Consider the following 23,261-nt stretch of genomic DNA (forward strand, 5'->3'; position numbering starts at 1 on the left):
CGGCGACCCAAGGGCAGGGGGCCGGTGCCGACGCGGACGGACCCCGTCCGTTTAACAGCGCGTGCGTCGTCTGTTCTCGTATATGGTCGAAGCTCTTCTTCTCGTCGGCGTCGCGGTGGCGGCGTTCGTCGGATACAACATCGGCGGGGCGACGACGGGACCGGCGTTCGGGCCCGCGGTCGGCGCGGACGTGCTATCGAAGGCCGGCGCGGCGGGGCTGATGTCGGTGTTCTTCTTCGTCGGGGCGGGGACACTGGGCCAGCGCGTCGTCACGACGCTCGGCGAGGACCTCGTCACCGGGGCGAACGTGTTTACGCTGGAGACGAGCATCATCGTCCTCTTTTTCATCGGCGGCGCGCTGTTCGTCGGCAACTTCGCCGGCGTTCCGGCGTCGACGTCGATGACGGCGGTCGGCTCCATCGCCGGGCTGGGGATCGCGACGAACACCCTCGACTGGGCGGTGATGGGCGAGATCGCGATCTGGTGGCTCGTCGCGCCGATCATCGGGTTCTGGGTCTCGGGCGTCGTCGGCCGCTACTTCTACTCGGCGATCGACCGCTGGGTGGCGATCGAAAGCACGGAGGGTGCGCTGTTCGAGTTCGACCGGTCGGGGCCGATACCGCGCCCGACCCTCGGCCCGAACACGACCCGACGCGAGCTGACGGGAGGAGTCGTCGTCATCGCGATCGGCTGCCTGATGGCGTTCTCCTCGGGCACCTCGAACATCGCGAACGCCATCGCGCCGCTGGTCGCGCTGGACGGCGTGGAGATGACGCCGATGATCCTCCTCGGCAGCGCCGCCGTCGCGGTCGGCGCGTTCACCATCGCCCGACGGACGCTCGACACGCTCGGCAACGACATCACCGACCTCCCGCTGACGGCCGCCATCGTCGTCGCGGTCGTCTCCTCCGGGATCGTGATCAGCCTCTCCGCGGTCGGCATTCCGGCGTCGTTCGTCATCATCGCGACCATGTCGATCGTCGGGCTCGGCTGGGGGCGCGCGACCCGCACGGTGACCGTCCGACAGGGGATCAAAGGCGAGAAGGAACCGACGGTCTCCGTCGGGGCGCTGACGGCCGACGAGATGCCGGCGATCGGGGAGGGCGACGCGAGCGACGTCCCCTCGGCGTCGGACCTGTTCAACCCGGGAACGAGCGCGCGCGTCGTGCTGATGCAGAACGTCGTGCCGATCCTCTCGACGGTGGGCGCGCTGGTGACGTTCACCGCGCTCTTCGCGTTCGTCTGGTAGCGGAACTCGACGGCCGCGGTTCGAGCGCGTCAGCGGCCGAACCGGCGCTGTCGGTCCTGGAAGTCCAAGACCGCGCGGAGATACTCCCGCCTGCGGAAGTCGCGCCAGTTCACGTCGGTGAAGTAGAGCTCGGCGTACACGGACTGCCAGATTGCGAAGTCGGAGAGCCGCTCGGCGCCCGTCTTGATGACCAAGTCGGGCTCTTCGGGGAATAGCAGCCGCTCCGAGACGTCGGCCTCGTCGATGGCGTCCGGCGTGATCTCGCCGGCCGCGACGTCGTTCGCCAGTTCGCGGACGGCGCCGGCGAACTCCGCCTTACCGCCGAGGCCGACCAGTATCCGGACCGGCGCGTCGGCGTCGCCCGCGGCGGAGTCGCCGCCGAGGTCGCTTCCCGCTTCCCCCGGCGCGTCGGCGTCTGGGCCGCGGACCACCGTCTCCGCGGGGACATCGAGCCGGCGGAGCTCGCGGATCAGCGTCGGAGCCACGGCCCCGTCGAGGACGGAGACGGAGACAGTGACGCGCTCCGCACCGTACTCGAACGCCCAGCCGATGGCCGACGACAGCGTGTCGAACGCGCCGTCGGCGAGGAGGTCCCGCTCCGTGAGGACGAGGGCGACGTGCGCCGGCGGCTCGGCGTCGTGGAGACGGTGGCGCGTCGCGAGATACGTGTCGTAGAGACCCACGTCAGGGGGATCCGGTCGCGCGTATAAATGGTTTCCCGACGACGAGGGGTTTAATTCGCTGACGCCCCTATCGGAGTCGATGGCAGACGCCTACCGCGGGGTGTTCGGCGCGATCCCGTACGCGTTCCGCGCGACCGAGTCCTGGACGATGCGGGCGTACGCCGCGCTCGGCGCGCTGGCGGCCGGGTTCGTCGCGCTCGTCGTCACTCTCGCCCTGGTCGTCTGGATGGGCGAGACCGTGTCGGCGCAAGGGGGGACGTTCCTGTTCTCGCGGTCGCTGTTCGTGGTCGCCGGGCTCGGCGCCGTCGGCCCGCTGCTCGCGCCGATACTGTTCGTCGCCCGGCGCCACCGCCGCGGCGACCGGGTCGCGGCCACGTACGACCGGTGGATGGGAGTCGCCGGCTTCCTGTTCCTGCTCTCGTTGTACCTCGGAATGGTCATCTCGGCGCCCGAGGGGCTCCGAGACCCGAGCGGCTCCGTCCTCGTCAACGCGCTGTACGCGCTCCCGCAGCTGGCGGGGTTCGTCCCGCCCGTCGCGGCCGCGCTCGCCGTCTTCGCGACGCACTTTCGACTCCGCGGCGGGACTGACGACGGCGCGGCCGTCGACGGCGACGCGTCGGGCGACGCCGGCGGGCCGGCGTGAAACGACGGCCCGCGGCCGCGGCTCGAAAGCCGGAAGTCGTCAGAGCGACTAGCCGAACGCAATGACCGACGAGAAGGAGAGCACGTTCCTCGTCACGCACGTCGAGAGCGACTCGGCGGTGCTGAAAGATGTCCACGACGGACAGGTTCACACGCTGAGCTCGAACCCCGGCCTCGACGTCGACGACGCCGTCGAGGCGACCGTCGCCCCCGACCCGCCGATGGAGGTCACCTATCAGGTGGTCGAGGTCGACGCGCGCCGCGCGCTCTCGATAGAGGAGAGCCCGGAGCCGCCGACCGTTCACGAGCGCGAACTCGCCGCGGAGACCCCGACGGGAGAGCTCGCCCGGCAAGAGCGCGCGGGCGTCGGCGAGGTCCACGTGCTGACCCCGCCGGAGTCGGAGACGGAGGCAGCGGTCACGGACGTGATCGACGACCGGGAGGGGACGCTCTCGCGCGCCGCCCGACTGGGCGTGAACCGCGTCGAGATCCGATCGGAGCCGGGCGTCGTCGCCGTGCGGTACCTCCCGTAACGCGGGGGGTTACAGCCTCGGTCGCCGCCGTCGGCCCACCAGATAAGAAGGCTTATTCGCGCCCGCAGAGGAAGCGGTATTTATGGTAGCGATCGAGGTGCCGGAAGTCAACTACACCGACTACTCGAACCGGCAGCTCGCGGCGGTGCCGCTCGCGTTTCTGGTCCTCGCGCTGGCGATCATCGGCGGCTGGGTCGTCGCCACCGGTGCGCCCGCGAACCTGGGACTGGAGTTCACCGGCGGCGTCGAGCTGCGAGTCGCGGACGACGCGAGCGGCGACGTCGAACAGCAGATCCAAACGGCCTTCGAGCGGGAGCCCGACTCGGTCCGAACGATCCCCGGCGACGACGTCGTCGTCGTCACGTTCCAGGCGTCACAGGACGATCCGGAGGGGCTCGCGAACGACCTCCAAGACCAGGCGGAGGCGGCGGGACTGACCACGACCGCGGTCGATCAGGTGTCGCCGAGCTTCGCGAGCGACACCGCGCGGACCGCCATCATCGGCGTGGCGATCGCGTTCCTCGGGATGAGCGTCCTCGTGTTCGCGCTGTTCCGGACGTTCGTCCCCTCGCTGGCGGTCGTCGCGTCCGCGTTCTCCGACCTCGTCATCCCGATCGCGGCGATGAACCTCCTCGGCATCCAGATGACGCTCGGAACGATCGCGGCGCTGCTGATGATCATCGGGTACAGCGTCGACTCGGACATCCTGTTGAACGACTCCGTGCTGCGACGGACCGGCGAGTTCTACGAGTCCGTGAGCCGCGCGATGCGGACCGGGGTGACGATGACGCTCACTTCCATCGCCGCGATGGTCGTGATGGCGATCGGCGCCTCGGTGTTCGGGGTGGGGCTGCTCCGTGACATCGGGATCATCCTCGCGGTCGGGCTCTGCGCCGACCTGATGAACACGTACCTGATGAACGTCTCGCTGCTTCGCTGGTACAAGTTCGAGGGGGTGGCGCGGTAATGCTCGAACCGATCAAGAAGAACTGGCGAATCCTGCTGCTCGTCGTCGTCGTGATCGGGTCGTCCGTGGCGCTCTTCGCTCCCGGGTTCGGGCCGGAGCCGGCGCCCGGGGAGAACGTCAGCGAGGCCCAGCAGGGGGTCACGAACCTCCAGTACGGCCTCGATCTGGCGGGCGGGACGCGGGTCCGCGCGCCGCTTTCGGGATACACCGCGACGGATGTCGCGTTCGGCGGTGACACGCCCGAGAGCGTCGCGGACGCGGTCGCGGCCGAACTGGACAACGCCTCCGTCCGAAACGTCGGCGTCGTTCCGGAAGAGGGCGCGGTCGAGGTGACGAAGCCGTCCGTGACGGAGTCCCAGTTCCGCGCGGCGATGGACGCCGCGGGCTACGAGTACGCGGAGGTTCGGTCGGGTGTCACGCAGGAGACGCGCGACGAGACGATGAACGTCATCCAGGGGAAGATCAACGAGGCGGGCCTCTCGGGCGGCAGCGTCCAACAGATCCAGTCGATCACCGGGGAGTACTTCATCCTCGTCGAGGTGCCGGGGCAGGGCCGGCAAGAAGTGATCGACCTCCTCGAGGAGCGCGGGACCGTCCGGATCGACATCGCGTACCCGGACGGAAACGGCACCGCGGTTCAGGAGGGAACGCTGACCCAAGGCGACTTCGAGACGATCGGGACCGCGGCCCAGAGCGACCGCGGTACCGGAGCGTACGTCCCGGTCACAGTGCGCAACACCGCCGAGAGCGGCCAGTCGCCGGCGCACTCCTTCCAAGACGCCGTGGCGCAACGCGGCTTCGCCGACGCGTACCAGACGGGGGCGGACCGGTGCGGATACAACGAGGAGACCGGTGAGATAGAGAACTCGAACCCGTGTCTCCTGCTCGTCGTCGACGGCGAGGTCGTCAACTCCTTCGGGATGGACCCGGGCCTCGCGGACAGCATGGCGGCCGGCTCGTGGGCCGACACCGGGAACTTCCGGCTCACGACGGGCGAGTTCGCCGAGGCGCAGACCATTTCGCTGAACCTCCGCGCCGGCGCGCTCCCGGCCGACCTCGACATCAGCGGGGAGGGGACTTCCTCGTCCATCTCGGCCTCGCAGGGTGAGAACTTCCGGACGTACTCGCTGGTCATCGGCGTGCTCTCGGTGTTGGCGGTCGCCGGGATGGTGTTCCTCCGCTACCGCGAACCGCGCGTCGCGCTCCCGATGATCGTCACGGCGCTGACGGAGGTGTACGCCCTGCTCGGGTTCGCGGCGCTGCTCGGCTACCCGCTCGAACTCGCGGTGATCGCCGGCTTCATCGCGGTCGTCGGGACCGGTGTCGACGACCTCGTCATCATCGCCGACGAGGTGATGAGCGAGGGCGACGTGAACTCGAAGAAAGTGTTCGACTCCCGGTTCCGGCGGGCGTTCTGGGTGATCGGCGCGGCCGCGGCCACGACCATCATCGCGATGTCGCCGCTGATGGTGCTGTCGCTCGGCGACCTCTCCGGGTTCGCCATCTTCACCGTCCTCGGCGTGCTGGTCGGTGTGCTGATCACCCGGCCAGCGTACGGCGACATCCTGCGCCGCCTGCTGACGGTCAAATAAGCCGACCGACCGCGCGTCGGCGACCCCTAATTCTCGACCGGATGTGACGTTCGATCGGTTTCCGATCGCTCACAGCGACGGTTTTCGAGATCACCGTTTCGACTCGCCTCTCGTTATGCCTTTGGCAAGAACAGAAAACGCATCCGACAAACTATTAATTTAGACCGGTCAAAAGCGTCTATGCCGACCGACGCCGTCGAAGATTATCTCAAGTCGATCTATCGGATCGAGTCGCGGGTGGGACCGCCCGTCTCGACCTCGCAGATCGCGGACTCGCTCGACAAGACCCCCGCGACGGTGACAAGCATGGTGGAAACGCTCGCCGACCGCGGCCTGCTCTCCCGCGAGAAGTACACGGGCGTCGAGCTCACGCCCGCGGGCGAGGTCGCCGCGCTGGAGGTCGTCCGCCGACACCGCCTCATCGAGGCGTTCCTCGCAGAGCAGCTGGACTACGAGGCGACCGAGGTCCACGACGAGGCTGACGCGCTCGAACACCACGTCAGCGAGGAGTTCACGCGTCGGGTCGAGCGCGTCCTCGACTACCCCGCCGCCGACCCGCACGGTGACCCGATCCCGCCGGCCGACCTCTCGACGCCGGAGGACGCCGGGACGACGCTCGTCGCGGCGCTGGATCCGGGTGAACGGGGAACGGTCGCCCGCGTCAGCGACCGCGACCCCGACGTGCTGGAGTTCCTCGTCGACGCCGAGATAACGCCCGGAACGACCGTCGAGGTCGTCGATATCACCTCCTTCGGGCTGGTCACCGTCCGGACGAGCGACGGGGACGAACACGGGTTGCCGGAGGCGGTCGCGGACCGCGTGTACGTCCGGCGCGCCGCGGAGTCGACCGCCGCGACCGACGGTCAGGAGGCGGGCGACGCATGACCGGCTACGTCGAGATCGTCGCGATCGCGTTCGTGACGCAGCTCGCGGTGCTGCCGGGCGAGAAGGTACAGCTGATGATCGCCGGGCTCTCCACGCGGTACGATCCCAAGGTCGTCGTCGCGGCCGCCGGCTCGGCGTTCGCCGGGTGGACCGCCGTGGAGATCGCGTTCGGGCAGGCACTCCAGTCGGCGCTCCCGCCGGTCGTGTTGGACGCGATCACCGCGGTGTTGTTCTTCGTCTTCGCGGTCCTGCTGTACCGGTCCGCGCCGTCGCGCGGGACGACCCCGGAAGCGGAGCGCACCGACGGCGGCTTGGCCGCGTTCGACGACCTCTCGCTCCCGGGGCGGCTCGACAGGTACTCTGGGTCGCTCGGCGGCTTCTTCCCCATCTTCCTGCTCACCGCGACCGGCGAGTTCGGCGACAAGACGCAGCTCGTCACCATCGGCCTGGCGGTCCAGTACGGCGCGACTTCGGCCATCTGGGCCGGCGAGATGTTCGCGATCATCCCGGTGAGCCTCGCGAACGCCTACTTCTTCCACACGTTCGCCGGCCGGGTCGACATGCGGCTCGCGCACTTCGGCTCCGCGCTGCTGTTCGCCTTCTTCGGCGCGGACACGGTGCTGGCGATCGCGACCGGCTTCTCGGTGTGGGAGACGATCGTCGGGACGCTCGGCGGGGTCATCGCCGGGCTGTTCTGAGGGCTGAGCGCCGAGCGGCTCCGGCCCGCTTTCAGAACTCGTCTAACGCCGACTGCTCGGCGGCCGCCAGCGCGTCCTCACAGGTCGCCCACGACTCGCGCGCACAGTCGGGTAGCGCCTCGTGGTCGCCGACGTACGCGGCGAGGAAGGCTCGCGTGGCCGGGTCGCTCGGGTAGCCGCTCCCGATGTCGTAGTCGGGATACGCGGCGTCGAGGTCGGCCATCGCGGCGTCGCGGACCACCTTGGCGACGACGCTCGCCGCGCCGACGACGGGGTCGTCCTCGTCGGCGCCGTGGGCGGCCGTCACGTCGACCGCGGGGTGGGCCCCATCGTCGCCGCGGGCTCCGTCCGCACCGTCGCCCTCGACGAACTCGCCGAGCCGCCGCGCGAACCGCTCCTCGCTGGTGTCGCCCGCGTCGGCGACGACGCGGACCGGTTCGGCGACGCCAGCGGGGAGGTCGGCGAGGGTGTCCCGGACCGCCAGCGCCTGACCGCGGACGGTGAGGGTGTTCATGTCGGTGTCGGGGCGGTCGATCTCGTCGGGGTCAACGCGGGCGACGCCGACGGCGACGGCCGGGTCGCCCCGGAGGGCCGCCGCTATCTCCTCGCGTCTGGCCGGCGCGACCCGCTTCGAGTCGTCCACGCCGGCGGGGAGGTCCGCCGGGTCGGCGGCGACCGCCGCCGCGACCATCGGTCCGAGCGCGGGTCCCTTGCCGGCTTCGTCGACGCCGAGGTACACGCGTCGCTGGTGGGCGTGCGGGCTGAAATACCTTCAGAAAGGCCGCGTTCAGTCGAGCAGGACCGCGTTGACCTGGCCGGTCTGGCCGGGGCGGGAGGTGACGCGTGCGCGGCCGGCGGATGTCTCGATGACGGCGCCCTTCGTGACGATGTTCCGGCGGGCGTAGTTGACGTTCGCGGGGTTGTCGACGACGTTCTCGATCTCGGCCTCGCTGACCTCGCCGTCGTCGGCGACCTGCGCGACGTTCGTCGAGAGGGCGCGGACCTTCTTCTCCGTGCCGCGGGAGTCGATGTACTGGAGTCGGGTCTCGCCGACGGTCGTCTCGGCGGGCTCGCGGCCGAGCTGGTGGCGCTTCTTGTTCGAGGCGTGCTTGAGTCGGCCGCCGGTCCGCTTGCGCGTGGAGCGTCCCTGATCTTTCATACGGATACGAACAGCCAGCGAATACTTGAACCGTTCGACTCGTCGCGCCGAGACCGGCGGCGCGAGCGGGAGCAGCGGCGCGAGCCCGCTCGAATCCGCGGCGCGGGCCGAGTCAGCGCCGCGAGCCGAGCGGGCGAACCGACCCGGCTCTACGCGAACGCGCGCTCGAACGCGCGGACTCCCTCGTCGGTGCCGACGACGACGAGCTCGTCGCCCCGCTCGACCCGCGTCTCCGGGCCCACGTCGGTGACGAGCTCGTCGCCCCGCTCGATCGCGATGACGGTACAGCCGGTGGTCTCGCGGACGGCGGCCTGTCCGACCGTCCGGCCGACCAGCGCGGACGCCTCGGTCCTGACGACCTCGACGTGGGTGTCCAGCGAGAGCACGTCCCGGTCCGCGAGCACGGCCGACGCCGACATCCGCCCGGTCACCGTCGAGAGCGAGAGCACGTAGTCGGCCCCGGCGCGGTGCATCTTCGGCACGCTCTCGGCGTCCTCGACCCGTGCGAGCAGCTCCACGTTCGGCGCCAGGTCGCGCACCACGAGCGTCGCGAACTCGGCCGTCGTGTCGTCGGGGAGCGCGAGGACGACCGTCCGCGCGTCCGCGACGCCGGCGTCCCGCAGCGTGTCCGGCTCCGTCGCGTCCCCGACCACGTCGATCGCCTCGGCGCCGTCGCGGTCGACGACCGTCACCGGCAGGTCGGCCGATTCGAGCGCGTTCGCGACGGTCTTCCCGACCTGCCCGTGTCCGATGACGACCGTCTCGCCCGCGCCGAACCGGCGGGCTGCCGAGTTCGTCAGGTCCACGAGCCGCTCCACCTGTCCCTCGGTCCCGGAGACGAGCAGAACTGTCCCCGCAGACAGCGTCGCGTCCGGCGGCGGCGCCGCCTCGAACGCGCCGTTGAACCACGCACCGATCACGTCGACGCCGGTGCGCTCGCCGATCCGACTCCCGGCGAGCGTCGATCCGGCGAGGCCGCTCCCGTGGTGGATCGACACCTCCGCGATCCGCAGGTCGCCGACCGCGACCGCCTCGTCGAGGTCGGTCCGCACCGCCGTCGTCACCTTCGAGGCGAGGCTCTCGCCGAGCAGCGACCGCGGGGAGAGCACCTCGTCGGCGCCGGCGAGCCGGTGGTACCGCTCTCGGCTCGGGTCCTCGACGACGCTTATCGCGCGGACGTCGGTCGAGAGTTCCTTCGCGGCGAGGACAATGCTCGCGTCGACCCGGTCCGAGAGGTCGGTGACGAGGGCGCGGGCGTCGCCGAGGCGGGCGCTCTCGAGCCCCGCCGTCGTCTCCGGGTCGGCGCGGATCACCATGTGACCCGCCTCGTACAGCGCCAGCGCCCGGTCCGGGTCGGGTTCGACGACGACGTAGGTGACCCCCTCCGAGTCGAACTCGTCCAGGAGCGCGTCGGAGCGCGTGGTGTCGGAGGCGACCACGACGTGGCCGCTCAGGTCCGCGTCCAGCGACCGGGGGACGGTCGTCGAGAACGCGGACTCGAGGAGCGGCGTGGCGACGACCGGCAGCGCCCCGATGAGAAGCACCATGCCGACCAGGTCCATCACGGCGATGAACGCGTGCATCTCCTGGGTCTGCCACGACGAGGCGTCGCCACCGAACCCGGTCGTCGTGAACATCTCGATCGCGAATTGGAACGACTCGATCAGGGTGCGCGGGTCGTTCTCGTACACCCGCATCCCCCACCGGTAGGAAACGGTGGTGGAGACGAGCACGACGGCCACGAACGCGATGTACCCGCCGACTCGACGCTTCCACGTGTCCATGGTATCGCCGTACGGCGGCGCCACACAAAAGAGGGAGGAGTGGCGGCCGCGAGCCCCGCCGCCTCGGCGGAAATTCAATGGTTTAAGTCCCGGGGGCCGAACCGTCACGCATGGTGCGGGACCCGTCGCGAGAGCCGGAGCCGCCGTCGGTCGACGAGGTGCTCGACGCGCTGGCCGACGACGCGGCCCGTCGGATCGTCGCGGCGCTCACCGAGCCGAAGACCGCGAGCGAACTCTCCGAAGAGTGCGACATCCCCCTGTCGACGACCTACCGGAAACTGGAGATGCTCACCGACGCCTCCCTGCTGTCGGAGTCGACCGACATCCGGCGGGACGGACAGCACACGACGCGGTACTCGGTGTCGTTCGACGCCGTCACCGTCTCGGTCGGCGACGGCGACGAGGGCGACGCGGGCAGCCGCGAGTTCGACGTGGAGTTCTCTCGGCCGGAGCGGACCCGAGACGAGCGACTGGCCGACCTGTGGTCGGAGCTACGAGAGGAAACATGACTCCCTACATCGACCTGACGATCATCGTCGCAAAGACCGCCATCCTAGTGCTCGGTGGCAGTATCACCTACTACGCGCTCCGCGCGTACGACCGGACCGGCGACCGGTCGCTGCGCGAACTCGGCGTCGGCTTCGGCATCGTCACTGTCGGGGCGCTGTTGGGCGGCGTCTCCCACCAGATTATCGGCGCCGACCTCGCGGTCGGCATCGCCGTCGACGGCCTCCTCACGGCGATCGGGTTCGCGGTCATCGTCTACTCGCTGTACTTAGAGTGAGCCGCGGCCGCGTCCTCGACCAGGCCGGGCTCCGGTCGGTTTCGACGCGCGACGAACGGTACCCTTTTGCGGCGTTCGGTCGTCCGTTCAGGCCATGAGCGACGCACGCGAGGAGCTCTCCCGCCGGATCGCCGGCGAGATAACGCTGAGCGACGACCCGGGCGCGACGCTCCGGAAGTGGCGGACCGACTTCGACGTCTCGCAGACGGAGCTGGCCGACCAGCTCGGCGTCTCCTCGTCGGTCGTCTCCGACTACGAGAGCGGCCGGCGCGAGAGCCCCGGGATCGGCGTCGTCCGGCGGACCGTCGAAGGACTCCTCGATATCGACGAGCGCCGCGGCGGCGGCCGCCTCCGACAGCACGCTCGGGTGCTCTCGGCCGGGTTCGAGAGCGACATCGTCCACGACCTCCGCGAGTACTCGACGGCGGTCCCCCTGGCGGACTTCTACGACGCGATGGGCGCGACGGAGGTCGTCCGCGGCGACCACGACCACGTGAACGGCCACACCGTCATCGACTCGATCCAGGCGATCACGCGGCTCTCCAGCGAGGAGTTCTACCGGCTGTACGGCCAGTCGACGAACCGCGCGCTCGTGTTCACCCGGGTGACGCGCGGCGAGTCGCCGCTCGTCGCGCTGCGGGTCGTGAGCCCGACGCCGAACGCCGTCGTGCTCCACGGGATCGAGGACGGCGACCTCTGGGACCACGCCGCCGACCTCGCCCGGGTCGACGGCGTGTCGCTGGCCACGTCGAACCGCGACCTCGACGACTGTCTGGCCGACCTCCAAGCGCTGTGACGGCGTCGCGACCGCTTCGGCGGTAGAGACACCGGCGCCGGAACCGCGAGCCTGAAACCGCCGGCGCTCGTCGGACCGGGCATGAGCGAGGACTACGCCGAGCGGCTCCGCGCGAACCGCCGGGAGAAGGACGAGTTCTTCGACGACCACCCGCAGTCGCCGATCCCCCCGGAACACCGGGACGAGTTCGACGGGCTCGACTACTTTCCCCCGAACCCGGACTACCGCGTCGAGGCGACCGTCACCGTCCACGACGACCCCGAGCCGGTCGAGATGGAGACGACCGCGAGCAACCCGGTCCGGTACCTCCGGATCGTCACCTTCGCGCTCGAGATTAACGGGACGGAGCACACGCTCGCGGGCTACCGCCAGGAGGGCGACGACGGCGCCGTCTTCGTCCCCTTCCGCGACAAGACGACCGGCCAGCAGACGTACCACCAGGGTCGGTACATGGAGCTGGCACCCGAGCGCGAGCTCGCCGACGGCGACGCGGTCACGATCGATTTTAACCTCGCGTACAACCCCTTCTGCGCGTACAGCGAGACGTTCTCCTGTCCGCTGCCGCCGGAAGAGAACTGGCTGGAGGTCGTCGTCCCCGCGGGCGAGCGGGCCCCGGACCTCGACTGATCGGCGAGGCGATCGGAAGTACAATCGGTGACGCGGTCGACTGTGCGGCCGCTACGTAGCGCGAAAAAGCGGAAAATCGAACGTCGGGACGTGCCGGAAGCAGTCCGCCGGGGCCGGTCTACTCGAGCGTCTCGCTCGTGACGAGCGTGTCGTCTTCGAGGTAGTGCTCGAGGTGGTGGCCGTGTTCCTCGACGTCTTCGAGGATGTCACGGAGCTGCTCTTCGGTGTTGTAGTCGCCGAGGTTGTTGGCGAGCTGGATGTGCTCGCGGAGCTGCTCGGTGATGTCGCCGAACATCTCGAGGTCGTGCTCCAGCGACGTCCGGATGTCGTAGGCGTCGGCGTCCTCGGGGGTCACCGGTGCGTGCTCCTCGTAGTTCGCGCCGCCCGAGAGCGGCACGCCGCCGAGCGCCTGCGCGCGCTCCGCGAGGACGTCGGCGCCCTCTTCGAGGTCCTCCGCGACTTCGCCGAGGTACTCGTGGATGCCGAGGAACTCGGCGCCCTCGACGAGCCAGTGGTGCTTCTTGACCTGGTGGTAGAGGACGTACGTCGCCGCGAGGTCGCTGTTGAGCGCGTCGACGAGCTGTTCTGCCTTCTCCTCGGGGACGCGGAGCGCTTCGCTCTCGTGAACGTCGCCGTATCGCTGACGTGACTGCTTCTGGGTGCTCATTTCAACTATACATACGCGCGCGACCTACTTAATAGTTCCTACTGAGAAAACTACTTTTTCGAAACTGGAAAGAATAGTTTCAGATGTCGTCGACAGCCCCCACCAGATCGCGCTGCGCGGAGAGCGTGTCTCGGTCGAGGGTCGCGGTCAGCGTCGCCGGTTCCCGGCCGAGCTCGGCGGCGACCGCGCCGTCGGGGCGGACGACGAGGGAGTTGCCCGCGTAGGTCGCCGCCTCCGCCGGACGCGCGCCGCCCGCGGTTCCCGTGCGCCCCGCGCCGACGGTCCACCTGACCCCGTCGAGCGCGCGCGCTCGGACGAGGAGCCGCCAGTTCGCGACGTGGTCGGCGGGCCACGCGCCGACGACGACGAGGGCGTCGACCGCGCGCTCAGCGAACCACGCACTCTCCGCGACGAAGTTGAGGTCGTAGCAGGTCAGCAGTCCGGTCGGTCCGGCGGGCGTCTCGACGATCACGCGGTCGCCGCCGGGCTCGACCCACTCCGCCTCGTCGTCCCACAGGTGTCGCTTGCGGTAGGCGGAGAACTCTCCGCCGCCGTCCTCGGAGGACCCTCCCGGCGGGACGTACGCGGTCGCGTTGTATACGGCGTCGCCGTCTCGTTCGGCGTACCCCGCGACCACGGCCGAGCCGGCGGTCTCGGCGACGGATTCGAGCCGTGCGCGCGCCACGTCCCGGGACAGCGCGGCCTCCCGGAGCCGTTCGTCGGCCACGAACCCCGTGAGCGCGTACTCGGGAAACACGGCGAGGTCGACGCCGCTCGGCAGGTCGGCGGCCCGATCTCGAAGTCGGTCCGCGTTCGCGTCGACAGCGAGGTCCTCGACCGGGACCTGCGGGACGGCAACGGTCGGATCGTCGGAGGAGCGATCGGTCACGCGGCGGACTTCGACGCGGCGGCCAATAACGTTCGGCCTCTCCGTCCGGCCGCAAGGACGATACGCCCGCGGCGACGACCGGCGGGCATGACCTTCGGCGACCTGTTCGAGCGCGCGGCCGCGCTCGGCGGCGACCTCGACGAGGCGGACGTGCGACGAGCGCTCGACGCCGTGCGCTCGACGGCGGACGGGAACGGTGGCGATTCCGGGGGCGACGGCGACTCCGGCGGTGAGGGGAACGAGGTGACCGACCCCCTCGATCCCAGCCCAGCCCGCGTCGTCGCCGGTGCGGACGCGCTCGCGGCTGATCTCCTCCTCGGCGGCGACGCCCGTGAGGCGCTCGACGCGCTCCGGTCGCACGCGTGGACGACGCTCGTCGCCAGCGACCCACTCCTCGACGACGCCGAGGCGGTGATCGCGTCCCTCGCGGAGCTGGAGCTAGCGGCAGACTGGCGCGACGCGGTCGAGGCGTGGCGCGAACCGGTCGCGCAGCCCTCGGGCGATCATCCCGCGCTGGCGTCCGCCTACCGCGGCGGCGCGATGCAGGTGATAAGCCTCGACCCCTCGCTGACCGGGCCGGGGGCAGCGGCCGGGCTACGCGACAGACTCCCCGTGAGCGTCCGGGAGTCGCGCGCGTTCGCGACGGTGTTCGACCCGGCGAAGCTGTATCCGGACGCGGTCGGCGGGGAGTACCCCGGCCCCGACCGCGACCCGCGGACGATGGCGCCGGCCCGCACCGACGGGGACCAGCACCGATAAACCGCCGCCGCCCGGACCGGGGATATGACCGACTCGGACGGTGCGGGCGACCGCGCCGAGGGCGAGAGCGGCGGCAGCGAGGGCGGAGGCGCTAGCGGCGAGGGTGGTCCCGAGGACGCGCCGGAGCTCCCCGCCGACCGCGACGCGGTCCGCGACGCGCTCGTCGACTGGTACGAGGCCGACCACCGCGCGTTCCCGTGGCGCCGCACAGAGGACCCCTACGAGATCCTCGTCAGCGAGGTGATGAGCCAGCAGACCCAGCTCGACCGGGTCGTCCCCGCGTGGGAGGACTTCCTCGATGAGTGGCCGACGACCGCCGACCTAGCCGCCGCCGATCGAGCCGACGTGGTCGCCTTCTGGTCCGACCACTCGCTGGGGTACAACAACCGCGCGAAGTACCTCCACGAGGCGGCCGGACAGGTCGAGGACGACCACGACGGGACGTTTCCCGAGGACCCAGACGGACTGAGCGAGCTGATGGGCGTCGGACCCTACACCGCCAACGCGGTGGCGTCGTTCGCGTTCAACAACGGCGACGCCGTCGTCGATACCAACGTGAGGCGGGTGCTGTATCGGGCATTCGACGTCTCGGACGACGACGACGCGTTCGAGCGGGTCGCGTCCGCGCTCATGCCGGCGGGCGAGTCGCGGGTGTGGAACAACGCGGTCATGGAACTGGGCGGCGTCGCCTGCGGGAAGAGCCCCAGCTGCGACGAGGCGGGGTGCCCGTGGCGCGAGTGGTGCCACGCCTACCAGACTGGCGATTTCACCGCGCCCGACGTGCCCGAACAGCCCAGCTTCGAGGGGAGCCGGCGGCAGTTCCGCGGTCGGATCGTCCGGCTCCTCGGCGAGCGCGACGTAATAAGCCTCGATACCCTCGGACACCGTATTCGCGTCGATTACTCGCCAGATGGCGAACACGGACGCGAGTGGCTTCGAGGGCTCCTTTCGGATTTGGCAGATGATGGATTAGTCGAGATCGAAGACTCCGGGGATGAGACGAGCGTCCGGCTCCGAGGGTAACACCCGTTCGTACTCTGCTCACAGATTTACCCGGCAGTGATAGTGCTCTTGATACGGAGAATCGAGGAGAAAGCCTCGCGCTTTAGCGCGGGGATGAATCCGACACTACCCGTCACAGTTCACCGGTCGATGGCACGGCTGGATATTCCACGCTGAGCAAATACATAGGTTCAAGCAAGTTGGTCTACATAGGTTACGTATAGCGAAACAGGTCGTTACCCGTACCTATACTGCTTCCATACGGAACCAGTCGCGGGTACGAGACGATCTTGATTCGCTCGGGTTCGCAGCCAGTAAGCTCTGGAACGTCGGACGGTGGACGTGTAACCGGATTTGGGACGAAATCGGTCACATCCCGAACCACACCGAACTCACCGCGTACCTCAAAACCCACGAATGCTATGGTGACCTGCATTCGCAGTCAAGTCAGCGAGTCCTTCAAGAACTCGCTGAAGCGTTCAACGGCTGGTACGGTAAACGACAAAACGGAGATACACGAGCGAACCCGCCCGGCTACCGCAAACACGGCGACGAACACCCGCGTTCCACGGTCACATTCAAGCAGAGAGGCCTCAAACTCGACACTCAGTACGACCGTGTTCGACTCTCAAAAGGATCGAACCTGAAGGAGTACTGGTCGGACTTCGTCCTGTGTACGTACCAGACTCGCCCCGATATTGACCTCTCTGCCGTGGAGAACGTCCAACAAGTCAAGATTGTGTGGACCGGCGACGAGTGGGAACTACACTTCGTCTGTAAGGTCGAAATGGACGTGGCTGAAGCCCCCGGTGAGAAGACGGTCGGTGTTGACCTCGGTATCAACAACTTCGCCGCGCTCGCGTATGAAGACGGTCACAGCGAGTTGTACCCGCTGAACTGCTTGAAACAGGACGACTACTACTTCAGCAAGCGAATCACCCGGTGTGACGATTCGCATTCTGCGCAAGCCACGCGGCTGAACCAGAAGAAGTCGGCCCGTCGGACCCACTACTTCCACACCCTCTCGAAGCATATCGTCCAGCGGTGTGTTGACGAGGAAATTGGAACAATCGTGGTGGGCGATCTCTCCGGCGTCCGTGAGGATGAGGAGAACGGCGAGTCAAAGGACTGGGAGAAACACGGCAATCTTGACCTACACTCATGGGCGTTCGACCGGTTCACCGATCTCCTCGAATACAAAGCCGAGATGGAAGGCATCACGGTTGAGCAAGTGTCTGAGCGGGATACCTCGAAGTCGTGCTCGTGCTGTGGCCGGAAGTATGACGCGAACCGTGTTGAACGCGGACTGTACGTCTGCGATGAGTGCGGTACAGTGGCCAATGCGGATGTGAACGGTGCTGAGAACATTCGGCAGAAAGTATCTCCGAGTTCACCGAATCTCTCGGTGGATAGGAGTAACGGCTGGTTGACACAGCCATCGACGTTCTTGTTTGACAAGGAACCTGGTGCGTTCGCACCTCAAGAACAGGTAACGTCGTAAACCACAATATCCCAACCCAGCGGTGCGGTACCGTGGGAATCCTCGCGCTTCAGCGCGGGGAGGATGTCAAGAAGGGAGAACCCGCGGAGCGTACCCGCGCTCTCAATTGAGGGGCTCTGTTGAAATCCTCTAAATCTGATATAAACGGCGTGCTGAATAGAGGGCGCAAGTCGGTCACGACAGCTTCTCAGTCGATCCTCTCTCCACAGAATGTACGTAGCCAAACGACACGACCAATCAACTGGACTAGCGTGCTGACTTCGAGTTTTAATCGTCGGGATGTGTTGCACCGGTGGATTGTCTTCTGTGTGTCGACTGCCGCACACACTACTGTTGACCGTCTCGGAACCGGTTTCGAAGACGTGATCCAACAACAAACGCGACGAGCAGTGCGGAGCTGATTCCAATAGCCAATCCGGCCGCGTCACCGAACAACGCACTGCCAGCGATCAGGGTCACGACGAAAACGACCGCCGCAATGAGCACGACCAGCCACCCACTCAGCTCCATAATAGCCCGCCCTTTTAGGCCTGCTACGAGTTCTTTGAGGAGACTCATATCTATCACTCAAAAAGTCACTGTAACAAGTTTTTTTGCTCGCGTCGCAAAGCGGTCTAGAGTTTCGAGTGGTGGTTGCGTAGACTACTCGGGCTGCTATCTCTAACGCTCTCAAATCACGTACACTTGGTGCACGCCATTCTAACGCAGTATTTTCAGTTGTACGAAGTGCTGTCGAGACGCTCAGCGGCAAACTCTAGAGGACTTTGCGACGCGACCAATCGATTGCTGAATCTAACCTCTATATTCAGCACGACCGCAAAAACATATCAACCTCTAAGGATTTCAACAGAGCCAATTGAGGGAAATAGATACTAATAATTACAGCTACACACGACGCTGACGGGTGGGAGGAAATGACGGCTGACTGTGTGATTCACGATGCGTTCGTTCTCACGGTGGACGAGCGAAATCGACTCTACGAGCGAGGAACGGTGCTCATCGAGGATGGCCGGATCACCGACGTGCGGTCATCTCGGGACGATGACGCGGAGTTAGCGGCCGACTTGGTCATCGACGGCGAAGGCAAACTCGTGATGCCAGGTCTCGTCAACGCGCACACCCATCTCGAACTGACGCCGCTGCTTGGCGCGTTCAGCGACCTCGACCTCATGGAAATGATGAGTGGGATGACCGCCATATTCGGCCACATCGCCGAGGGCGAGTACGACTACTTCGCCCGGGCGGGGTACGAACTCGCCGCACTGAACTTCCTCAGTGGTGGGGTCACGACCGTCAACTCGATGGACGTCCGTCCCGGCGGCGGCGCAGAAACGTTCGGCGAGGCGGGCCTGCGCGGATTCTTCGGGATGGCGCTCTCCGACCTCTTCTGGGACGTTTCCGTCGAAGAGCAGTTCGACCGCGCCCGCGAGTTCATCGATGAGTACCACGGCGCGTACGACGGCCGCATCCGGGCGACTATCAACCCCCACGACGACTGGTCATGTACCCGCGAACTGTGGGAACACACCGCCGAACTCGCTGACGAGTATCCCGACCTGCTCGTCCACACGCACCTGCTCGAACTGGAGGCGAGCAACACGATGGCGCGGTCGAATGGCGCCGAGGATTCGCTCGCCCTTCTCGATGACGTTGGCCTCTTGGACGACCGACTTGTAGCCGCGCACTTCCGGCTCGCCGACGACGAAGACATCCAACGGACTGCCGAAGCAGACGCGTCGGTCGCACACTGCCCGTCGATTTTCTGTTACTGGAACACGGGCGGCGACGTACAGTGGACGCCGGTGCCGGAACTCCGCGCCGCGGGCGTTGATGTCGGCCTGGGTATCGACGACCACTACTGGCACGACTCCTACAGTCTGTTCGGCGAGGCGAGGCAAGCCCGGCTCGCAGCAAACCTCAAGCGCTCGACCGGCCAGTACGACTCGATGGAGCTCGTACGAATGCTCACCATCGAAGGAGCAGAGGCACTCGGGGTCGGCGACGAGATCGGGAGCCTCGAACCCGGCAAGCGCGCCGACGTCATTCTGCTGGACGTCGAGAAGCCGAAATTCACCCCGCTGACCAACATCCCGGCGCAGGTGACTAACAACGCAGCGCCGGCTGATGTGGAGACGGTTATCGTGGACGGCGACGTACTGATGAAAGCCGGTGACGTGAAGACCATGGAAACTGATGCGGTGCGCGACCGCGTCGAGGCCGCGGTAGACCGTTTCGAGTCGGAGACGGAGTGGGAGCTAGGCATCGGTGAGAGTGAGCCACCGAGTACGATGAACGTCGCCCGCGACCTGCCAAAGCGCGGCCCCAGCCAGTTGCTCGGACGACTCGCGTTCCAGTCGCTCAGAGATAGATTGCCACTCTGATACGGACATTCGGGGAATGTTCGGCAACAGCCACTCTCAGTTGCTACCGATATTTGAGCTATTTTATGTGTAATAAATTGCCGCAATCACCGCGCGTTCGACGTCTCGGACGACGACGACGCGTTCGAGCGGGTCGCCTCCCGGCCCATGCCCGCGGGCGAGTCCCGGGTGCGGAACAACGCGATCATGGAGTTCGGCGGCGTCGCCTAGGGCAAGAAGCCCCGCTGCGACGAGGCCGGCTGCTCGTGTCGCGAGTGCTGTCACGCCTCCCGGACCTGGGACTTCACCGCGCCCGAACAGCCCGGCTTCGAGGGGAACCGCCGGCAGTTCCGCGGTCGGATCGTGCGCCTGCTCGGCGAGCACGACGAGATGGCGCCGGACGCGCTCGGCAACCGGATTCGGGTGGACTACGCGCCGGGCGGCGAACACGGCTGTGAGTGGTTCCGCGGGCTCGTCGACGACCTCGCGGACGACGCGCTGGTCCAAGCCGACGGGGGCGCCGTCGTCGTGTCGCTCCGTCGCTGAGACGCGTCGCGGCCGGCCCCGACCCGCCCCGCGAACCGTCACCCGTTTATTACGGGAGCCGGAAGGGAGAGACATGAGCGAGACCGTCGATTCGGACCTGTACACCCGCGCGAAGGCCCTCTTAGAGCCCGGCGACATCGAGCTGGTGGGCTGTATCGTCCACACGAATCTCGAGGGTGAGGAGGACCTAGAGATGCACGAGCTGACGGTCGCCGCCAACGAGGTCATCGCCGAGCACGCGGGCAAAGGCGAGACGTACATCGAGGCCGGCAACGACGACACGGACTTCTCGTCGAACCAGTTCCAAGGGCTGACGCTCGACGACGAGGCGTTCGTCTGGGAGTGCCAGCAGCTCCTCCGCGACGGCACGTTCGACATCGTGTTCTACTACGAGGCGACCGTCGATCAGGAGGCGCTCGCGGGCGACCTCGTCGAGCTCGACGGCGTCGATCGCGTGACGCAGGTGCCCTGACGGGCGTCGACCCGACCGCCCGATCCCGATGAGCGACACCGTCCTGATCCCCGGCGGTCGCGACGTGCGCGCGACTCTTGATACGGCCGCGAGCGACGCCTCGGCCGACGCGCCGTCCGCGGATGCGGTCGTCGTCGCTTGCCCGCCGCATCCCCAGCAGCGCGGCCACCGAGGCGACGAGCGGCTGGTGGCCGTCTCCGACGCCGTGACCGACCGCGGCGTCGACTGCCTCCGCTTCGACTACGGCGACTGGGACGAGGGGTACGGCGAGACCACCGACGCGGACCGGGCGGTCGGCTGGGCGCGCGAGCGCTACGACCGCGTCGGGCTGTTCGGCTTCTCGTTCGGCGGCACGGTCGCGCTCGTCGCGGCCGCGTCGCGGCCCGAGCTGACGGGCGTCTGCGCGCTCGCGCCGACCGCCCGCCTGAACCCCGACACCGACGCGGTCGACGCGCTCGGAGAGATAGTCGACCGGGGCGTCCCGGTTCGCGTCCTGTACGCGACGCGGGACTCGACGGCGGACTGGGAGCCGGTGGTCGAACGTGCGACGGAACTGGGCGTCGAGACGGTCGCGTTCGAGTCCGACCACTTCTTCGTCGGGCGGAGCGGAAAGGTCGGCGAGGCGGTCGCGGCGTTCCTCGGGCCGCGGCTTCGCGACGGGTCGTAGCCGCGCTCGGAGCGGTTACTCGCTGCCGACCTTCGTCGTCACCCGGAACGTCTCCGGCGGGTTGACGATCCCGGCGACTGTCCCCATCGAGTGGACGACGGTAATGAGCGGCGCCAGCGGCACCGCGAGCGCCCAGCGGCGGTGGTCGTCGCCGTAGTACCGGACGCCGAGCAGGAACCAGCCCAGCGTACAGAGCGCCAGCCCCATCGACGCGGCGAAGAACAGCCCGCTGTGCGCGATGGTCACGCCCAGAAGCGACAACGGGACGACGAGCAGGGTGACGATCGGCGAGAGCGCCCACGCGTAGTTGCGGACCCTAGTCAACAGCTCGTAGCGCAGTGGGAGCATCGTCGACGCCCGGACGTTCCCGGCCGCCCAGCGGCGGCGCTGCTGGAGGATCTCGTACAGCGAGGGCGGCGCCTCGTTGCGGCAGACCGCGTCCGAGAGCGCGAACGTCACGTCGAGCTCGCGGAAGGCCGCCCAGACGAACGCGGTGTCCTCGACGAGCGTCTCACGGTCCCACGTGGTTTCGTCCTCCACCTCGCTGCGGACCGCGATGCCGCCGCCCCACGCGAACAGGGGAATCGAGAGGCGCGCGAACGCGCGCTGTTCGATCTGGACGCCCATCCGGTACATGTCCGCCAAGTAGCTGAGGTTCGACCCCGTGAGCCGGGGCTTCTCGCGGAGCTGAACGATGTCGGCGTCCGGGAGCCCGTCGAGCGACTCGACAACGCTGTCCTCGTCGAGGTAGAGGACGAACGCCTTCCCGCAGTCGAGCGACTGCCGTGCCCACTCCTGCGCGCGGCCCTTCCGGACCGCGTCGCACGTGAACGCCTCCGGGACGGCGTGGACCGTCGCGCCGGTCACGTCGACGGGCGACTCCGCGATCACGTGAACGTCGTCGAGCCCCTCCGGCAGGGAGTCGACGGTCTCCTGAACGACCTCGGCGGCGTCGACGGTCATGATGCGGACTTGGATCTCGTCGAGGCCGTACTCGTTCGGCGGCGTCTCGTGGCCCGCACCCACGACCGCCGCGAACACGAACCAGACGAGCGCGGTCGCGCCGAAGAGGAGCGTCACGCCCCAGAGCGCGAGCCCGAACAGCGACCCGAGTCCGCCGTCGGCGACGGCGGTGGTGACCGCCGCCTGCCCGGGAGCGCCGCCCGGGCCGGCGACGACGGTCGGTGCGAACAGCGTCGCGAGGCCGCCGACGACGAGCGCCAGCGTCACCGCGATCAGTGCGATGCGTTCGGTGTTCATCGTGGCCCCACCTCCCGCCCCGTGCCCTATGAACCGTCCAAACGCTACAGCGGGATTCGGCCGCGTTTCGGCCGAATTTACGCGTCAATTCCGTCCAACTCGAATAAATCGCCAGAACGCAGTGCTATGGTGTGTGTTAGTTGGTGACGCGTTATTGAAACGCACGAACTGCCGGTGCGCGCCGGCTCACGCCGCCCCGTCGTCGCGCGCGCACCGCAGGTCATCGATCAGTTCGGCCGCCATCCGCTGGCCGCGGGCCGGGTCGTACCCCTCCATCCGCAGGTGCGCCAGCGGGGCCACGTACGGGTTCCGCTCCCAGTGCGCCCACACCTCGGTGGCGCCGTCGGGCGCGGGGAACAGCCGGACGTGGACCTGCCAGTCGCCGGTGAGGCCCTCGGGCCGGTGGACGAAGCTACCGACCTCGTGGACGGCCTCCCCGTCGCGGTCGTACGCGTGGAAGTAGGCCCGGATGAGCTCGGAGAAGCCCTGCTCGGGGAGCTGCTCGCGGGTCTCAGCGGGGGTCGTCTGGAGCGTTCCGGCGTACTCGTCGGCCGGCGGCGGCAGCACTCGGACGTGATCGGGGGCTCCGTCGTCGGGCAGCAGCGCGAGCAGCTTCCCGACCGCGAGCCTGACGCGCCAGAAGCCGACGGCGCGGCCGACGAGGAAGACCGCGGGCGCGGCGAGCGAAAGGGCGGCGAGCGCGCGGACGAGCCGAGTCCGTCGACCTCCCGGCGGCATC

26 protein-coding genes and 1 pseudogene are annotated in these 23,261 nt (G+C 68.0%); 18 read left to right on the top strand and 9 right to left on the bottom strand.

Features of this window, described 5'->3' with window-relative positions; all coding sequences use genetic code 11:
• Positions 1-82: 82 nt before the first annotated feature.
• The gene (locus EXE47_RS07525; RefSeq protein WP_049931675.1) at positions 83-1,249 is read left to right on the top strand and encodes an inorganic phosphate transporter; all 1,167 of its coding nucleotides are present in this window, start codon (positions 83-85) and stop codon (positions 1,247-1,249) included.
• Between the two features lie 29 nt (positions 1,250-1,278).
• On the opposite strand, the gene EXE47_RS07530 is transcribed toward EXE47_RS07525, so the two are convergent.
• Complete coding sequence (locus EXE47_RS07530; protein ID WP_089308180.1) at positions 1,279-1,932, bottom strand: undecaprenyl diphosphate synthase family protein; 654 nt, start codon at positions 1,930-1,932, stop codon at positions 1,279-1,281.
• 79 nt (positions 1,933-2,011) lie between these two features.
• Between EXE47_RS07530 and EXE47_RS07535 the strand changes: the two genes are divergently transcribed.
• From EXE47_RS07535 to EXE47_RS07560, 6 genes are all read left to right on the top strand, one after another.
• The gene (locus EXE47_RS07535) at positions 2,012-2,575 is read left to right on the top strand and encodes a hypothetical protein (RefSeq protein WP_049931677.1); all 564 of its coding nucleotides are present in this window, start codon (positions 2,012-2,014) and stop codon (positions 2,573-2,575) included.
• Positions 2,576-2,636: 61 nt separating this feature from the next.
• Entirely contained in the window at positions 2,637-3,107 is a 471-nt protein-coding gene (locus EXE47_RS07540) for a DUF5812 family protein (RefSeq protein WP_089308181.1), read from the top strand.
• An 82-nt stretch (positions 3,108-3,189) separates the two neighbouring features.
• On the top strand, positions 3,190-4,074 hold the full coding sequence (secF, locus tag EXE47_RS07545; protein ID WP_049931679.1) for a protein translocase subunit SecF: 885 nt from the start codon (positions 3,190-3,192) through the stop codon (positions 4,072-4,074).
• On the top strand, positions 4,074-5,666 hold the full coding sequence (locus tag EXE47_RS07550; RefSeq protein WP_049931680.1) for a preprotein translocase subunit SecD: 1,593 nt from the start codon (positions 4,074-4,076) through the stop codon (positions 5,664-5,666). The genes secF and EXE47_RS07550 overlap by 1 nt, the downstream gene beginning before the upstream one ends.
• Positions 5,667-5,846: 180 nt before the next feature.
• Complete coding sequence (locus tag EXE47_RS07555) at positions 5,847-6,551, top strand: metal-dependent transcriptional regulator (protein WP_049931681.1); 705 nt, start codon at positions 5,847-5,849, stop codon at positions 6,549-6,551.
• Positions 6,548-7,249, top strand: a complete 702-nt coding sequence (locus tag EXE47_RS07560) for a TMEM165/GDT1 family protein (protein WP_137708104.1) — start codon at positions 6,548-6,550, stop codon at positions 7,247-7,249. Before EXE47_RS07555 ends, EXE47_RS07560 begins: the two co-directional genes overlap by 4 nt.
• 31 nt (positions 7,250-7,280) lie before the next feature.
• Here EXE47_RS07560 and rnhB read toward each other — a convergent pair whose 3' ends face one another.
• The 3 genes from rnhB to EXE47_RS07575 form a co-directional block, all read right to left on the bottom strand.
• Positions 7,281-7,988: a ribonuclease HII gene (gene rnhB, locus EXE47_RS07565; protein WP_089308182.1), complete on the bottom strand. Its 708-nt coding sequence runs from the start codon at positions 7,986-7,988 to the stop codon at positions 7,281-7,283.
• A 48-nt stretch (positions 7,989-8,036) separates the two neighbouring features.
• Positions 8,037-8,408: a 30S ribosomal protein S8e gene (locus EXE47_RS07570; protein ID WP_049931684.1), complete on the bottom strand. Its 372-nt coding sequence runs from the start codon at positions 8,406-8,408 to the stop codon at positions 8,037-8,039.
• A gap of 149 nt (positions 8,409-8,557) precedes the next feature.
• Positions 8,558-10,192 (bottom strand): TrkA family potassium uptake protein, encoded by a 1,635-nt coding sequence (locus EXE47_RS07575; protein WP_049931685.1) that lies wholly within the window; start codon positions 10,190-10,192, stop codon positions 8,558-8,560.
• Between the two features lie 110 nt (positions 10,193-10,302).
• On the opposite strand from EXE47_RS07575, the gene EXE47_RS07580 reads away from it, so the two are divergent.
• The 4 genes from EXE47_RS07580 to EXE47_RS07595 all read left to right on the top strand — a co-directional run bounded on the left by EXE47_RS07580 (position 10,303) and on the right by EXE47_RS07595 (position 12,399).
• Positions 10,303-10,701: a helix-turn-helix domain-containing protein gene (locus EXE47_RS07580; protein WP_049931686.1), complete on the top strand. Its 399-nt coding sequence runs from the start codon at positions 10,303-10,305 to the stop codon at positions 10,699-10,701.
• Positions 10,698-10,976, top strand: a complete 279-nt coding sequence (locus EXE47_RS07585; protein WP_049931688.1) for a hypothetical protein — start codon at positions 10,698-10,700, stop codon at positions 10,974-10,976. Before EXE47_RS07580 ends, EXE47_RS07585 begins: the two co-directional genes overlap by 4 nt.
• Before the next feature lie 94 nt (positions 10,977-11,070).
• Positions 11,071-11,772 carry a helix-turn-helix domain-containing protein gene (locus EXE47_RS07590; RefSeq protein ID WP_049931690.1) on the top strand — a complete coding sequence of 234 codons (702 nt, stop codon included), beginning with the start codon at positions 11,071-11,073 and terminating at the stop codon, positions 11,770-11,772.
• A gap of 81 nt (positions 11,773-11,853) precedes the next feature.
• On the top strand, positions 11,854-12,399 hold the full coding sequence (locus tag EXE47_RS07595; RefSeq protein WP_086215622.1) for a DUF1684 domain-containing protein: 546 nt from the start codon (positions 11,854-11,856) through the stop codon (positions 12,397-12,399).
• Between the two features lie 118 nt (positions 12,400-12,517).
• Here the strand turns inward: EXE47_RS07595 and dpsA are convergent, their stop codons facing one another.
• Entirely contained in the window at positions 12,518-13,066 is a 549-nt protein-coding gene (dpsA, locus tag EXE47_RS07600) for a DNA starvation/stationary phase protection protein DpsA (protein ID WP_086215623.1), read from the bottom strand.
• A 79-nt stretch (positions 13,067-13,145) separates the two neighbouring features.
• Positions 13,146-13,955 (bottom strand): carbon-nitrogen hydrolase family protein, encoded by an 810-nt coding sequence (locus tag EXE47_RS07605; protein WP_089308183.1) that lies wholly within the window; start codon positions 13,953-13,955, stop codon positions 13,146-13,148.
• Positions 13,956-14,042: 87 nt separating this feature from the next.
• Between EXE47_RS07605 and EXE47_RS07610 the strand changes: the two genes are divergently transcribed.
• From EXE47_RS07610 to EXE47_RS07620, 3 genes are all read left to right on the top strand, one after another.
• On the top strand, positions 14,043-14,714 hold the full coding sequence (locus EXE47_RS07610; RefSeq protein ID WP_089308184.1) for a hypothetical protein: 672 nt from the start codon (positions 14,043-14,045) through the stop codon (positions 14,712-14,714).
• A 24-nt stretch (positions 14,715-14,738) separates the two neighbouring features.
• Positions 14,739-15,737 (top strand): A/G-specific adenine glycosylase, encoded by a 999-nt coding sequence (locus tag EXE47_RS07615; protein WP_089308185.1) that lies wholly within the window; start codon positions 14,739-14,741, stop codon positions 15,735-15,737.
• 199 nt (positions 15,738-15,936) lie between these two features.
• Positions 15,937-17,217: an RNA-guided endonuclease TnpB family protein gene (locus tag EXE47_RS07620; protein ID WP_137703722.1), complete on the top strand. Its 1,281-nt coding sequence runs from the start codon at positions 15,937-15,939 to the stop codon at positions 17,215-17,217.
• A 327-nt stretch (positions 17,218-17,544) separates the two neighbouring features.
• Here the strand turns inward: EXE47_RS07620 and EXE47_RS07625 are convergent, their stop codons facing one another.
• Positions 17,545-17,775: a hypothetical protein gene (locus tag EXE47_RS07625; RefSeq protein WP_089308186.1), complete on the bottom strand. Its 231-nt coding sequence runs from the start codon at positions 17,773-17,775 to the stop codon at positions 17,545-17,547.
• A gap of 356 nt (positions 17,776-18,131) precedes the next feature.
• On the opposite strand from EXE47_RS07625, the gene EXE47_RS07630 reads away from it, so the two are divergent.
• The 4 genes and pseudogenes from EXE47_RS07630 to EXE47_RS07645 all read left to right on the top strand — a co-directional run bounded on the left by EXE47_RS07630 (position 18,132) and on the right by EXE47_RS07645 (position 21,262).
• On the top strand, positions 18,132-19,598 hold the full coding sequence (locus EXE47_RS07630; RefSeq protein ID WP_049930668.1) for an amidohydrolase family protein: 1,467 nt from the start codon (positions 18,132-18,134) through the stop codon (positions 19,596-19,598).
• Between the two features lie 87 nt (positions 19,599-19,685).
• Positions 19,686-20,123 (top strand): annotated as a pseudogene (locus EXE47_RS07635) (A/G-specific adenine glycosylase); the annotation flags it as partial.
• A gap of 73 nt (positions 20,124-20,196) precedes the next feature.
• Positions 20,197-20,595, top strand: a complete 399-nt coding sequence (locus tag EXE47_RS07640) for a DUF5778 family protein (RefSeq protein ID WP_049930667.1) — start codon at positions 20,197-20,199, stop codon at positions 20,593-20,595.
• A gap of 28 nt (positions 20,596-20,623) precedes the next feature.
• Positions 20,624-21,262, top strand: coding sequence for a CocE/NonD family hydrolase (locus tag EXE47_RS07645; RefSeq protein ID WP_049930665.1), 639 nt, complete (start codon positions 20,624-20,626; stop codon positions 21,260-21,262).
• A 15-nt stretch (positions 21,263-21,277) separates the two neighbouring features.
• Here EXE47_RS07645 and EXE47_RS07650 read toward each other — a convergent pair whose 3' ends face one another.
• Both EXE47_RS07650 and EXE47_RS07655 read right to left on the bottom strand, forming a co-directional pair.
• Positions 21,278-22,522, bottom strand: a complete 1,245-nt coding sequence (locus tag EXE47_RS07650) for a glycosyltransferase family 2 protein (RefSeq protein WP_049930663.1) — start codon at positions 22,520-22,522, stop codon at positions 21,278-21,280.
• A 186-nt stretch (positions 22,523-22,708) separates the two neighbouring features.
• Positions 22,709-23,260: a hypothetical protein gene (locus EXE47_RS07655; RefSeq protein ID WP_086215639.1), complete on the bottom strand. Its 552-nt coding sequence runs from the start codon at positions 23,258-23,260 to the stop codon at positions 22,709-22,711.
• Between the last annotated feature and the right edge of the window lies 1 nt (position 23,261).

Source organism: Halorubrum sp. GN12_10-3_MGM (assembly GCF_005435235.1).
GTDB classification, from domain to species: domain Archaea; phylum Halobacteriota; class Halobacteria; order Halobacteriales; family Haloferacaceae; genus Halorubrum; species Halorubrum ezzemoulense.

Bases quoted from the DNA above. Each gene is read 5' to 3' on its own strand.
- EXE47_RS07525 (WP_049931675.1), top strand. From the start codon at position 83: ATGGTCGAAGCTCTTCTTCTCGTCGGCGTCGCGGTGGCGGCGTTCGTC.
- EXE47_RS07535 (WP_049931677.1), top strand. From the start codon at position 2,012: ATGGCAGACGCCTACCGCGGGGTGTTCGGCGCGATCCCGTACGCGTTC.
- EXE47_RS07540 (WP_089308181.1), top strand. From the start codon at position 2,637: ATGACCGACGAGAAGGAGAGCACGTTCCTCGTCACGCACGTCGAGAGC.
- secF (WP_049931679.1), top strand. From the start codon at position 3,190: ATGGTAGCGATCGAGGTGCCGGAAGTCAACTACACCGACTACTCGAAC.
- EXE47_RS07550 (WP_049931680.1), top strand. From the start codon at position 4,074: ATGCTCGAACCGATCAAGAAGAACTGGCGAATCCTGCTGCTCGTCGTC.
- EXE47_RS07555 (WP_049931681.1), top strand. From the start codon at position 5,847: ATGCCGACCGACGCCGTCGAAGATTATCTCAAGTCGATCTATCGGATC.
- EXE47_RS07560 (WP_137708104.1), top strand. From the start codon at position 6,548: ATGACCGGCTACGTCGAGATCGTCGCGATCGCGTTCGTGACGCAGCTC.
- EXE47_RS07570 (WP_049931684.1), bottom strand. From the start codon at position 8,408: ATGAAAGATCAGGGACGCTCCACGCGCAAGCGGACCGGCGGCCGACTC.
- EXE47_RS07575 (WP_049931685.1), bottom strand. From the start codon at position 10,192: ATGGACACGTGGAAGCGTCGAGTCGGCGGGTACATCGCGTTCGTGGCC.
- EXE47_RS07580 (WP_049931686.1), top strand. From the start codon at position 10,303: ATGGTGCGGGACCCGTCGCGAGAGCCGGAGCCGCCGTCGGTCGACGAG.
- EXE47_RS07585 (WP_049931688.1), top strand. From the start codon at position 10,698: ATGACTCCCTACATCGACCTGACGATCATCGTCGCAAAGACCGCCATC.
- EXE47_RS07590 (WP_049931690.1), top strand. From the start codon at position 11,071: ATGAGCGACGCACGCGAGGAGCTCTCCCGCCGGATCGCCGGCGAGATA.
- EXE47_RS07595 (WP_086215622.1), top strand. From the start codon at position 11,854: ATGAGCGAGGACTACGCCGAGCGGCTCCGCGCGAACCGCCGGGAGAAG.
- dpsA (WP_086215623.1), bottom strand. From the start codon at position 13,066: ATGAGCACCCAGAAGCAGTCACGTCAGCGATACGGCGACGTTCACGAG.
- EXE47_RS07610 (WP_089308184.1), top strand. From the start codon at position 14,043: ATGACCTTCGGCGACCTGTTCGAGCGCGCGGCCGCGCTCGGCGGCGAC.
- EXE47_RS07615 (WP_089308185.1), top strand. From the start codon at position 14,739: ATGACCGACTCGGACGGTGCGGGCGACCGCGCCGAGGGCGAGAGCGGC.
- EXE47_RS07625 (WP_089308186.1), bottom strand. From the start codon at position 17,775: ATGAGTCTCCTCAAAGAACTCGTAGCAGGCCTAAAAGGGCGGGCTATT.
- EXE47_RS07630 (WP_049930668.1), top strand. From the start codon at position 18,132: ATGACGGCTGACTGTGTGATTCACGATGCGTTCGTTCTCACGGTGGAC.
- EXE47_RS07640 (WP_049930667.1), top strand. From the start codon at position 20,197: ATGAGCGAGACCGTCGATTCGGACCTGTACACCCGCGCGAAGGCCCTC.
- EXE47_RS07645 (WP_049930665.1), top strand. From the start codon at position 20,624: ATGAGCGACACCGTCCTGATCCCCGGCGGTCGCGACGTGCGCGCGACT.
- EXE47_RS07650 (WP_049930663.1), bottom strand. From the start codon at position 22,522: ATGAACACCGAACGCATCGCACTGATCGCGGTGACGCTGGCGCTCGTC.
- EXE47_RS07655 (WP_086215639.1), bottom strand. From the start codon at position 23,260: ATGCCGCCGGGAGGTCGACGGACTCGGCTCGTCCGCGCGCTCGCCGCC.